Annotated in this window: 9 protein-coding genes and 2 tRNA genes; 6 read left to right on the forward strand and 5 right to left on the reverse strand. The window is 73.1% G+C overall.

Annotation, left to right across the window (positions count from 1 at the left end; genetic code table 11):
- The first annotated feature begins 83 nt into the window (after nt 1–83).
- The gene (locus ACZ3KP_RS18680) at nt 84–1,739 is read left to right on the forward strand and encodes a long-chain fatty acid--CoA ligase (protein ID WP_467500814.1); all 1,656 of its coding nucleotides are present in this window, start codon (nt 84–86) and stop codon (nt 1,737–1,739) included.
- Between the two features lie 126 nt (nt 1,740–1,865).
- Here ACZ3KP_RS18680 and ACZ3KP_RS18685 read toward each other — a convergent pair whose 3' ends face one another.
- A complete protein-coding gene (locus tag ACZ3KP_RS18685) occupies nt 1,866–6,323 on the reverse strand; it encodes a hybrid sensor histidine kinase/response regulator (RefSeq protein ID WP_467500816.1) in 4,458 nt (1,485 codons plus the stop codon).
- A 224-nt stretch (nt 6,324–6,547) separates the two neighbouring features.
- Nucleotides 6,548–6,970, reverse strand: coding sequence for an SSI family serine proteinase inhibitor (locus ACZ3KP_RS18690; protein ID WP_467500818.1), 423 nt, complete (start codon nt 6,968–6,970; stop codon nt 6,548–6,550).
- Between the two features lie 192 nt (nt 6,971–7,162).
- On the opposite strand from ACZ3KP_RS18690, the gene ACZ3KP_RS18695 reads away from it, so the two are divergent.
- The 3 genes from ACZ3KP_RS18695 (at nt 7,163) to ACZ3KP_RS18705 (ending at nt 8,608) form a co-directional block, all read left to right on the forward strand.
- Nucleotides 7,163–7,256: transfer RNA gene (locus tag ACZ3KP_RS18695), tRNA-Ser, on the forward strand.
- A gap of 201 nt (nt 7,257–7,457) precedes the next feature.
- A tRNA-Arg gene (locus tag ACZ3KP_RS18700) sits at nt 7,458–7,530 on the forward strand.
- Nucleotides 7,531–7,777: 247 nt separating this feature from the next.
- Complete coding sequence (locus ACZ3KP_RS18705; protein ID WP_467500820.1) at nt 7,778–8,608, forward strand: alpha/beta fold hydrolase; 831 nt, start codon at nt 7,778–7,780, stop codon at nt 8,606–8,608.
- A 20-nt stretch (nt 8,609–8,628) separates the two neighbouring features.
- Here the strand turns inward: ACZ3KP_RS18705 and ACZ3KP_RS18710 are convergent, their stop codons facing one another.
- Genes ACZ3KP_RS18710 through ACZ3KP_RS18720 form a run of 3 tightly spaced genes read right to left on the reverse strand, consistent with a single transcriptional unit; the run spans nt 8,629 to nt 9,666 of the window.
- Nucleotides 8,629–8,853: a hypothetical protein gene (locus tag ACZ3KP_RS18710; protein ID WP_132888247.1), complete on the reverse strand. Its 225-nt coding sequence runs from the start codon at nt 8,851–8,853 to the stop codon at nt 8,629–8,631.
- A 44-nt stretch (nt 8,854–8,897) separates the two neighbouring features.
- The gene (locus ACZ3KP_RS18715) at nt 8,898–9,131 is read right to left on the reverse strand and encodes a hypothetical protein (protein ID WP_358971379.1); all 234 of its coding nucleotides are present in this window, start codon (nt 9,129–9,131) and stop codon (nt 8,898–8,900) included.
- Between the two features lie 43 nt (nt 9,132–9,174).
- A complete protein-coding gene (locus tag ACZ3KP_RS18720) occupies nt 9,175–9,666 on the reverse strand; it encodes a MarR family winged helix-turn-helix transcriptional regulator (RefSeq protein WP_467500823.1) in 492 nt (163 codons plus the stop codon).
- 119 nt (nt 9,667–9,785) lie between these two features.
- On the opposite strand from ACZ3KP_RS18720, the gene ACZ3KP_RS18725 reads away from it, so the two are divergent.
- Together ACZ3KP_RS18725 and ACZ3KP_RS18730 are read left to right on the forward strand one after the other, a co-directional pair.
- The gene (locus ACZ3KP_RS18725; protein WP_467500825.1) at nt 9,786–10,208 is read left to right on the forward strand and encodes an HGxxPAAW family protein; all 423 of its coding nucleotides are present in this window, start codon (nt 9,786–9,788) and stop codon (nt 10,206–10,208) included.
- A 59-nt stretch (nt 10,209–10,267) separates the two neighbouring features.
- Nucleotides 10,268–11,140, forward strand: coding sequence for a DUF2797 domain-containing protein (locus ACZ3KP_RS18730; protein ID WP_467500827.1), 873 nt, complete (start codon nt 10,268–10,270; stop codon nt 11,138–11,140).
- Nucleotides 11,141–11,344: the final 204 nt, after the last annotated feature.

The raw sequence follows: 11,344 nt of genomic DNA on the forward strand, positions 1-11,344 counted from the left end.
AGTGACATACCGAGTGGTATGTGAGCAGAATCAGCGCAGCCCCTTCACCACCGAGCAGGCAATGACGCCCCCGGGAGGACGCCGTGCTGAGCACCATGCAGGACGTACCGCTGCTGATCTCCAGGATCCTGACCCACGGGTCGACGATCCACGGTGCGTCACAGGTGACCACCTGGACGGGCGAGGACGAACCGCACCGCCGCAGCTTCGCCGAGATCGGCGCCCGCGCCGCCCAGCTGGCCCACGCCCTCCACGACGACCTGGGGGTCCGGGACGACGAGCGGGTCGCCACCCTCATGTGGAACAATGCGGAACACACCGAGGCGTACTTCGCGATCCCGTCCCTGGGCGCGGTCCTGCACACGCTCAACCTGCGGCTGCCCGCCGAGCAGCTGGTCTGGATCGTCAACCACGCCGCGGACCGGGTCGTCCTCGTCAACGGCTCGCTCATCCCGATGATCGCCCCGCTGCTGTCCAAGCTGCCGACGGTCCGGCACATCGTCGTGTCCGGCCCCGGCGACCGTTCCCCGCTGGCGGGCGCCACCGCGGCCGTACACGAGTACGAGGAGCTGATCGCGGGGAAGCCGACCACGTACGACTGGCCGGAGCTGGACGAACGCCGGGCCGCCGCCATGTGCTACACCTCGGGCACCACCGGCGACCCCAAGGGCGTGGTGTACAGCCACCGTTCGATCTACCTGCACTCCATGCAGGTCAACATGGCCCAGTCGATGGGCCTGACCGACCAGGACACCTCGCTGGTGGTCGTACCGCAGTTCCACGTCAACGCCTGGGGTCTGCCGCACGCCACCTTCATGACCGGCGTCAACCTGCTCATGCCGGACCGGTTCCTGCAGCCGGCCCCGCTCGCCGAGATGATCGAGAAGGAGCGTCCGTCGCACGCGGCCGCCGTCCCCACCATCTGGCAGGGCCTGCTCGGCGAACTCACCGCCAACCCGCGTGACGTCTCCTCCCTCACCCAGGTCACCATCGGCGGCGCGGCCTGTCCGCCGTCCCTGATGACCGCCTTCGACAAGCTGGGCATGCGGGTCTGCCACGCCTGGGGCATGACGGAGACCTCCCCGCTCGGTACGATCGCCCGCCCGCCCGCCCATGTGGTGGGCACCGAGGAGGAGTTCGCGTACCGCCTCACCCAGGGCCGTTTCCCGGCCGGTGTCGAGGCACGGCTCAGCGGCCCCGGCGGCGAACGCCTGCCCTGGGACGGCGAGTCGGCCGGCGAGCTGGAGGTGCGCGGCCCCTGGATCGCGGGCGCCTACTACAACGGCCCCGACGCCGAACCGCTGCGCCCCGCCGACAAGTTCAGCGAGGACGGCTGGCTGAAGACCGGTGACGTCGGCACCATCTCCCCCGACGGCTTCCTCACCCTCACCGACCGCGCTAAGGACGTCATCAAGTCCGGCGGCGAGTGGATCTCCTCGGTCGAGCTGGAGAACGCGCTGATGTCCCACCCCGACGTCGCCGAGGCGGCCGTGGTCGCCGTCCCCGACGACAAGTGGGGCGAGCGCCCGCTGGCCACGGTCGTCCTGCGGGAGGGCTCCACGGCCACCTTCGAGACCCTGCGCATCTTCCTGGCCGAGGAGGGGAAGATCGCCAAGTGGCAGCTGCCGGAGCGGTGGACCGTGATCGAGGCGGTGCCGAAGACGAGCGTGGGCAAGTTCGACAAGAAGGTGCTCAGGAGGCGGTACGCCGAGGGGGAGCTGGACGTCACCAGCCTCTGAGCGCCCCGCGCTGAAGCGCCCCGTCAGGGGCGCGGGGCGGCGGCCGATGTGCGGCTGCCGCCGCGTGGGCGCGACCAGCCACGGACAACCGTGAGCCGAAGGTCGGCAGTTCCCCGACGGCGCTCCTCAGTTCGTACCGATCCGGGCCAGCAGGTCCACGATCCGGCTCTGCACCTCGGCACTCGTCGACCGCTCCGCGAGGAACAGCACCGTCTCGCCCGACGCCAGCCGCGGCAGGTCGGCCTGGTCGACCGCCGCCGTGTAGACCACCAGCGGCGTCCGGTTCAGCTGCCCGTTCGCACGCAGCCAGTCGATGATCCCGGCCTGGCGGCGGTGCACCTGCATCAGGTCCATCACCACCAGGTTCGGCCGCAACTGCCCCGCCAGCGTCACCGCGTCCGCGTCGCTCGCCGCCCGCGCCACCTGCATGCCGCGCCGCTCCAGCGTCGACGTCAGCGCGAGCGCGATCTCCGCGTGCTCCTCGATCAGCAGCACCCGCGGCGGATGCTGCTCGCTGTCCCGGGGCGCGAGCGCCTTCAGCAGTACGGCGGGATCGGCACCGTACGCGGCCTCGCGCGTCGCCTGTCCCAGCCCGGCCGTGACCATCACCGGCACCTCGGCCGCCACCGCCGCCTGCCGCAGCGACTGCAGCGCGGTGCGCGTGATCGGCCCGGTCAGCGGGTCCACGAACAGCGCCGCCGGGAACGCGGCGATCTGCGCGTCGACCTCGTCCCGGGAGTTCACGATCACCGGCCGGTAGCCGCGGTCGCTCAGCGCCTGCTGGGTGGTGACGTCCGGCGCCGGCCAGACCAGCAGCCGGCGCGGGTTGTCCAGCGGCTCCGGGGGCAGCTCGTCGTCCAGTGGCTGCGGACGCGGCGGGTCCGCGACCTCGACCGCGCCACCCGGGCCGTCCAGCGGTTCGGGGCCCTCGGCCGCGTTCACGTCGGGCGCGCCTATGGCGTACGACCGGCCGGCGCCGTCGGTGGCACCCGCCAGCCGGGACTGCCCGGCCGGCGACGGCTGCGACAGCGGCTGGGCAGGCACCGGCGGGGCGGTCACGGGCGAGGCGGTCACCGGCTGTTCGGCCGGCGGATGCGGGCGCGCCGACTGCTCGGGCCGCGCCTGCTCGGCACCGGGGGCCGGGTCCGGGCGCGTGCCCAGCTTGCGGCGCCGTCCGTTGCCGCCGGGCTGGTGCGGCGGCGGGGTCGCCGTCGGCTGCTGCACCTGCGCGGCCTGCCGTGAGAACGGCACACCCTGCCCCAACGTCCGCACGCTGAACGCCCGGCCCTGTGTGGAATCCGGGTCCACCGGCACGGCCGTCGCCGCCGCCTCGGCGGGCAACGGCTGCGCGGCGCGCGCCGGTTGCGGGGCGGCGACCGCGTCGTCGGCGCCCGGCCACTGCTGCGGTACGGAAGCGGGCGCGGCCTGCGCCGGAAGCGGCTGGGCGGGGACCTGGGCGTCCTGGGCAGCCGGGGCGGGCTGCGCGGGCGGTACGGGCTGCTGCCCGGGCTGTGCGGGGCCCGGCTGGGGCGACACCGGCTGGCCCGGGACCACCGGCACGGCACTCTGCGGCTGGGCCTGCGCCTGCGCCGGTACCGGCTGGCCGGGGACCACCGGTACGGCACTCTGCGGCTGGGCCTGCGCCGGTACCGGGGCCGCGCCCGGCACCACCGGAGGCACCGGCTGGCCGGGCTGACCTGCCTGCACCGGGGGCACCGGCTGGCCCGGCTGCTGCCCTGGCACCGCCTGGCCGAAGGGCAGACCGGTCGGCACGGCGACCTGTCCGGCGGGCCCGGCCTGAACCGGGATGCCCTGTCCGGGCTGCCCGGTGGGAACGGGTTGTCCGGCGGGAACCTGCTGCGCGGGCGGTACGGGCTGCGCCCCGGCGGGAACCTGCTGTCCGGGCGCCACCGCCTGCGCGGGCACCGTCGGTACGGCCTGCAGCTCGGACACCCCGGATGCCCCAGGCACCCCAGCCCCAGGCACTGCGGCCGCGCTCATCACCCCCGGCGCACCCAGCGCACCCGGCACCCCGGGCACTCCTGGCGCACCCGGCACTCCGGGTACTTCCTGCACACCGGGCATGCCGGCCCCGGCCCCGGTCCCGCCCCCCGCCTCCATCGGCTGCCCCACGGCGCGGCGTCGTCGGCCGGTCGGTGCGCTGGTGGGGTGGGGCTGCGGCGGGGTGTGGTCCTCGTCCTGGTCGGGCGCCGCGGCGTCGTGCCGGCCCTCGTCGCCCGCCGCCCCGGTCGGCTCTGGGGTGCGGTCGGCCTCGGCGGGCGGCAGCGCGAACACCGGCCGGGGGCCCGCCTGCTGGGCCTCCTGCTGCTCGGCCCGCTCCGCGGCCGCGGCCAGCGCCCGGCGTCGGCGTCCGCTCGGCTGCTCCTCGGCGGTCTGTCCGGCGGCCTGCCCGGTGGTCTGCCCCGCTGGAGGCAGCGCCGGCGGCAGTGCGTGCGGTTCGTCGGAATCCCGCCGCCCGCGATGTCCCGACGCGGGCGCGGGCACACCCTGCGGCGGAACGGTGCCGCCGAGACCCGTACCGGAGGCGGCCGTACCGGCCCCCTGCTCGGCCGCCGTCACCACAGCACCCTCAGCGGCCACTCCGGCCACTCCGGCCACCCCGGCGTCGCCGTCGGCCGGACGCCCGCGCCGCCGTCCGGTCCCGCCGGACCCCGGTTCCGCGCTCTCCAGCGCGGCGGGTCCGCTCTCCTGCTCCATCGCCTCGGCGGTACGCCTGCGCCGCCGTCCGGTCGGCACGCCCGGTGCCTCACCCTCCCCGGCCTCCCCGGCCTCGCCGGGGACGTCGCTCTCCAGGAAGGCGTCGACGGAGGACCGCCGGGCCCGCCGTCGGCCGGCGGCAGCCGTCTCGTCGGCGGCGGACAACATGGCCACCTCGGCCCCGGGCGGCGCGGCGACGGCCCCGGCGCCCGCACCGATCGGCACCTCCAGCACGAACGCGCTGCCGCTCATGCCGGGCACCTCGTGGGTCTGGAGCACCCCGCCGTGCGCGCGCACGATCCCGCGCACGATCGGCTCGTGCACCGGGTCTCCCCCGGTGTACGGCCCGCGCACCTCGATCCGTACGACCTCGCCGCGCTGGGCGGCCGCGACGACGACGGTGTTGTCCATATATCCGCCGGCCGAGACGGGCGAGTTGCCGGTCGCGTCGACGCCGGCCACGTCCGCGATGAGATGCGCGAGCGCGACGGCCAGCAGCCGCGGGTCCACCTCGGCCTCGATGGGCGGCGCGTGCACTGCGAACTGCACCCGACCGGGGCCGATCAGATCCACCGCGCCGTCCACACCGGCGGCGACGACGGCGTCCAGCATCACCTTCGTACGGGTGATGTCCTCGACCCCCGCGTCCAGCCGCTGGTAGCCGAGCACGTTGTCGATGAGCTGGGTGATCCGTGAGTAACCGGCCGAGAGGTGGTGGAGCACCTGATTGGCCTCGGGCCACAGCTGCCCGGCGTCGTCGGCGGCGAGCGTGGCCAGTTCGCGGCGCAGCTCGTCGAGCGGGCCGCGCAGCGACTGCGCGAGCAGGGTCAGGAGCTGCTCGTGGCGTCCGTGCAGGGCCTCGTAGCGGTCCTTCTCGCGTTCGCCGAGCGCCGCGTACCGGTCCTCGCCCGCAGCCACTTCCTCGGCGTGCCGCTCGCGCAGCTCCTCCACCTCGGTGACGTGCTTCTGGCGCAGCGCGGTCAGGTCGGAGGCGTGCTCCTCGGAGAGCCTCTCCAGCTCCTCGGCGTGCGCCTTCTCCAGGGCGGCCTTCTCGTCGACGACGGCGTCGTACGGCCGCCGGTCGGTGAAGGTCATCACGGCGCCGACGAGCTGGTCGCCGTCGCGCACCGGCGCGGTCGTCAGGTCGACCGGCACCCGCTTGTCGCCCTTGGCCCACAGCACCTGCCCGCGCACCCGGTGCTTGCGCCCGGAGCGCAGGGTGTCGGCGAGCGGCGACTCGGCGAACGGGAACGGTGAGCCGTCGGCGCGCGAGTGCAGCACGAGGTTGTGCAGCTCCTTGCCGCCGAGCTCACCGGCCCGGTACCCCAGTATCTGGGCGGCGGCCGGGTTGACGAGGACGATCCGTCCGTCCGTGTCCGTGCCCACGACACCCTCGCTCGCGGCGCGCAGGATCATCTCGGTCTGCCGCTGCGAACGCGCCAGCTCGGCCTCGGTGTCGACGGTGCCGGTCAGGTCCCGTACGACGATCATCAGCAGTTCGTCGCCGCTGTAGCCGTGACCGTCGTACGCCTGCTGACCGTTCTCCAGGTTGGCGCTGGTGACCTCGACCGGGAACTCCGTGCCGTCGGTCCGCCGGGCCACCATCCGGGTCGGCTTGGTCCGGCCGCGCGGGTCCATGTGGTCGGGGCGCCGCATCGAGCCCGGGATGAGCCGCGAGTCGAACTCCGGGAGCAGGTCGAGCAGCCCGCGCCCGACCAGCGCCGTTCCCGGGGCCTCGAAGGCCTCCAGGGCGATGGTGTTCGCGTTGACGACGGTTCCGTTGGCGTTGACCAGCACCAACGCGTCCGGCAGCGCGTCCAGTATGGCTGCGAGGCGAGCAGCGCCTCGGGATGGCCTGCTGCTCACGAGACGCTTCCTCCCTGTTACCGCACCTTGCCGACCGCTCGGGCCATCTTGCCAACCGGCCCGCGACGTGTCACGCGAGGGAGTCTAAAGGCACCGGTTCCGGTCACGGCGCCGGATGAGAGGGAGGTCGCACGACGAAGTGACGGCGAACATGTGACCGACGCGCCTCACCTCCGTCACACCTCCGCGGGACCTTGGCGGGGGCGGGGCGTCGCGCCGTGGGTTCACGGACCGAGGTCGGGCAGCAGCGGCACCAGGTGGTTCCAGCGTCCGATCTCGCAGCCGTTGCTGCGGTCATACGTCGCGTCGACCGGACGGCCCGCCCAGGTGCCGGTGACATGGGCGGTGGCGGGGCCGCCGTAGATCATGGTGCAGGCGGTGCCCGGGGCGACCGGGGCGAAGGTGTCCCGGCCCCAGCGGGTGTTCCGGTCGAGCGCCTGGCACGCGCCGTCCACGTCCGGGTGACTGCCGGCGCCGGGGTGACAGAACAGTTCGTACGTCCCGTCCCGCCCGCCCCCGGCATGCCGCACGGCGACGGTGAGGTGGTCGGCCGGTACGGCGACGGAGGCGGGCGCGGGCAGCGCCGGGACGAATCCGAGGACGGCGGCGACGGCCCCGAGGGCGCCGCGCACGGTGAGGTGGGCCATGTCCTGCCCAACGCGCGGCTCGCCCGGACGTTGCGCGCGACGTCGTACGGCGGCGCGGCGCGGCGCCCCGCCGGCCAAAGGCCTTTGCCCTGCGCCCCGGCTGCCTAGTACCGTGGGAGCCGATTGGTGACAGCACGCTCGACTGTGTCATCATCTGCACGCACCACTCGCGCTCACGCGGGCGGCTGTGCTGGAGGCGTCGCCTAGTCCGGTCTATGGCGCCGCACTGCTAATGCGGTTTGGGCCTTAAAGCCCATCGAGGGTTCAAATCCCTCCGCCTCCGCCACCTGATCACCGAAGCCCCGGTCCACCTGGACCGGGGCTTCGGTGCATCCAGGGCCCACCAACCCTCGCTGACCATGTTTTCGCAGGTCGCAAGGGGTATGCCTAACGGATTTCACATGGCGGCGGCAGTCATGTACTGTTCTTCCTGTCGCCGAGAGCGGCCCGGAAGGGCAAGGATCGAAGACAGAAAATAGAACAACAAGCACTCGTAGCTTAACGGATAGAGCATCTGACTACGGATCAGAAGGTTGCAGGTTCGAATCCTGCCGAGTGCACACAGATCAAAGGCCCCGCCGGTTCGCCCGGCGGGGCCTTTGACATCCATCCCAGTTCTCGGGCCCCTGCTCTCGGTCCATCCGGCCGGCGGAGGCCCGGACGTCGACAAGCTGCGGATGTGGCCCGCAGGGGCAGCGCGTAACGTGGGCCATGCATCCGGACCGCGCCAACTGGGCGTGAAGTCCCGCGTACCCCCCACCCATTCCTCCGGGACCGGGGTGCGCCTGGACGAGCGGAGGATCTGCGATGGGGACAGTCACGACCGACGACGGCACCACGATCTTCTACAAGGACTGGGGTCCTCGGGACGGGGAACCGATCGTCTTCCACCACGGGTGGCCGCTGAGCGCCGACGACTGGGACAACCAGATGTTGTTCTTCCTGGCGCAGGGCTACCGAGTCGTCGCCCACGACCGCCGTGGCCACGGACGCTCCACCCAGACCGCGACCGGCCACGACATGGACACCTACGCCGCGGACGTGACCGCCCTGACCGACGCACTCGACCTGCGGGGCGCCGTGCACATCGGCCACTCCACCGGCGGTGGCGAGGTCGCCCGCTACGTCGCCCGCGCCAAGCCCGGCCGTGTCTCGAAGGCGGTCCTGGTGGGTGCGGTGCCACCGCTGATGCTGAAGACGGAGGCCAATCCGGGCGGCTTGCCGATGGAGGTCTTCGACGGCTTCCGTGCGGGCGTCGCCGGTAACCGGGCGCAGTCGTTCATCGACATTCCCTCGGGGCCGTTCTACGGCTTCAACCGTCCCGGAGCGCAGGTGTCGCAGGGGTTGATCGACAACTGGTGGCGCCAGGGCATGATGGGCGCGGCGAACGCGCACTACGAGTGCGTTGCGGCGTTCTCCGAGACCGACTTCACCGAGGACTTGCGGCAGATCGAGGTGCCCGTCCTCGTCGCGCACGGAACCGACGACCAGGTCGTCCCGTACGACGACTCGGCGCCCCTGACGGTCAAGCTTCTGAGGAACGGGACCCTCAAGTCCTACGAGGGCTATCCGCACGGGATGCTGTCGACCCACCCGGAGGTCCTCAACCCGGACATCCTCGCGTTCATCCGTTCCTGATCCCGGCGGGCCGGGGCCGGTCAGTCGGTGGGTTCCGGGCCCCAGTGGTCGGGGCCCGGTCCCCGCCAGTCGATCCACGGTGCCTCCGCGACCTCCGCGGGATCGATCTCCAGTCCGGCGCGGCGGAGGAACTCCGCGACGTCGGCCGCGTTGTGGGCCAGGCCGAGGATCTCGCCGTCCACGCGGACACGCCGGCCGCCGGTGGGGGACGGCGGGTGGATGATCACGCGAATCGGTCCGGACATGTCTTCAGGATCGTCCGGGACGGCCGGTCCCGCATTCCAGTGCGTCATGGTCGGAACCGCTCGCCCGTGTCCCCGTACGGCCGGGCCCGGTCACGCAGTTCCCGCCAGGCCGCCGGGTCCGGGCGGTGCTGCTGCCAGTGGGGGTGGAAGAAGACCTGGACCGACAGCCGGTACAGGCGCCGGCGCAGTTCGGTGCGGCCGGGGCGCGCGGCCAGCCGCCGGTAGACGGCACTCCACTCCTGCTGGGCCCGGGCGAGGTCGTCGGGGAACGTTCGCATGACCGGATTCAATCATGTGTTCGATTTTTCAGGCCAGCGGCCGTCAGCAGGGGTCCGCCGAGTCGGTCCGCTTCATCTTCTCCAGGTAGTCGTGGGCCAGGGCGGTCGCACGCGTGAACCAGTCGGTGAGGGTGGCCAGTTCCTCGGGGCTGTAGTCGGCGAACAGTTCGGTGAGGCGTGCGTAGTGGCCGGCGTACACGCCTGTCACGCGGGTGACGGCGTCCGGGAGCGCGGCGACGCGGACCCTGCGGCGGTCCCCGGGGTCGGGGCGCCGGGTGACGTACCCCGCGCGCTCCAGGCGGTTGAGGATGCCGGTCACCGCGCCGGTCGTCACATGGGCGCGGGCGGCCAGGTCGCCCGCCGTCAGCAGGTCGTCGCCCGCCTCCAGGACGAACCCGAAGCACGTCAGGTCCGTGACGCTCAGCCCGAGCCGCCGGGCCAGTTCCTGCTGGCCGATCAGGTGGGCCGCGATGAGGTGGTCCATCGCGGACAGGGCGTGGGCCGGGTCGGCGGGCGGTCGAGGTGTGCCTTGCATGGTCGTTCCCGGTTCCTCGTCGACGACTTCCCGAATTCCCTTAGCATGTGAGAGATTCAGGGGTTAAATTTCTTACGTTGTGAGGGATTCTAGTCGGCCCTGGAGAGGGAGTCGGTCACGTGAGTCAGCACGACGAAGGTCACACGGTCGCGGGGTGGACCGGAACGGCGATCGCGACGGTCGGCAGCGGGCTGCTGGGGGTGGCGGTGTGTGCGGTCTCGGTCCCCGTCCTGGTCGCCGGGCTCGCGGTGTGTGCCGTGAGTGTCCTGGTCACCTGGTATCTGCACCTGGCCGGCTGGGGCAAGCCGCCGGGACCGCGGGCCAGGGCGCAGTGGGCCCTCGGGGTGCGTGACGCGGGCGCCCGCGACGGCCACCCCGGATGCGTCTCCTGCCGGCTGGCGGGCCGAGGACCTCGTACGGCGTCCGAGCTCCGGCCGGCGCACGGCGCGGACGGCGCGGACAGCGCGGAGGGGACGGGCGGCGACGGGGGTGCCGTGCTCGCGGGGGAACCGGAGGCGGCCGTCGCGGAGGCCGGTGGCTGACCGGGGAGCCCGGCCGTCGATGCCCCCGATGTCAGTACCGCCCTCTACCCTCGCGAGTGATGGCACAGCTGTGGAGATGCTCGGGACTGCGGTGGTCGGACGACGGGCCCGTGCTGGTGTGGAGCGGTGGGCGGCGCAGTCCGCTCGTCCGGGGGAGACGGGTCGCCTTCAAGGCCGTCGAGGGGGGTGCCCGGGAGTGCGTGGGGGCGCGCGGGAACCCCTGTCCGGTCCGGGCGGCCGTGCCGGCGCGGAGCACCGGCGCGCGGTGCGAGGAGTGCGCGCGGCTGGACCGGGCCCACTCCGTCGCCGCCGACACCGTCGCCGACGACCCGCGGCCGTACCACGTGTATCTCGCGTGGTTCGGGCCCGGGATGGTCAAGGTCGGGATCACCGCCGTCGAGCGCGGATCGGCGCGGCTCTTCGAGCAGGGTGCCGTCTGCTTCAGCTGGCTGGGTGCCGGGCCGCTGATGGCCGCACGGCGGACCGAGGAACTGCTCCGCGCCGCGCTCAAGGTGCCCGACCGGATCCCGTACCGCGACAAGCGCGTCGTACGGTCCCTGCTGCCCGCGAGCGAGGGGGAGCGGGCAGCCGAGATCGAGCTGTTGCACGCGCGCGCCCTCGCGCTGGGCGGGTGGCCGGAGGCGCTGGTGCCGGAGCCCTGTCAAGTCGTCGATAACGTACGGGTGTTCGGGCTTGCCGGGATCCCCGCGGCCGTGGGTGAGGTGGTCGGGCTCGCTCCCGGTGCCGGGGTGAGCGGCGAACTCGTCGCGGCCGCCGGGCCGGACCTGCACCTCGCCACCCGGAGCGGGGTGATCGTCCTCGACACGCGCTTGCTGCCCGGCTGGCACCTGACCGCCGTCGCGGAGCCGGACGGCGGCCTGCCGCCCCTGGTGGTACGGGAGTTCGCGGCGCCCCAGGAGGGGCTCTTCTGACAGCCGGGGGAAGTCCGGCCCGGTACGCTCTCATCAGGGTCTCATCCGCGCTTCATGCCAGGCCCGCGGCGCACGGGGGACCCACATGATCCGCACAGCGGTGCGCGGTCGTGGCGAGGAGTCCGTGCGCACGTGAGGGGGTTCCCAGGCGTTCCCTGAGAGGCGCCTGTGTGGTTCTCAGGGAAAACACAGATTGCTGAAAGC

The organism is Streptomyces sp. NPDC020958 (assembly GCF_055562175.1).

Coding starts and splice junctions, on each gene's coding strand:
- ACZ3KP_RS18690 (WP_467500818.1), bottom strand. CDS start 6,970: ATGGCCCACCTCACCGTGCGCGGCGCCCTCGGGGCCGTCGCCGCCGTC.
- ACZ3KP_RS18705 (WP_467500820.1), top strand. CDS start 7,778: ATGGGGACAGTCACGACCGACGACGGCACCACGATCTTCTACAAGGAC.
- ACZ3KP_RS18710 (WP_132888247.1), bottom strand. CDS start 8,853: ATGTCCGGACCGATTCGCGTGATCATCCACCCGCCGTCCCCCACCGGC.
- ACZ3KP_RS18715 (WP_358971379.1), bottom strand. CDS start 9,131: ATGCGAACGTTCCCCGACGACCTCGCCCGGGCCCAGCAGGAGTGGAGT.
- ACZ3KP_RS18720 (WP_467500823.1), bottom strand. CDS start 9,666: ATGCAAGGCACACCTCGACCGCCCGCCGACCCGGCCCACGCCCTGTCC.
- ACZ3KP_RS18730 (WP_467500827.1), top strand. CDS start 10,268: ATGGCACAGCTGTGGAGATGCTCGGGACTGCGGTGGTCGGACGACGGG.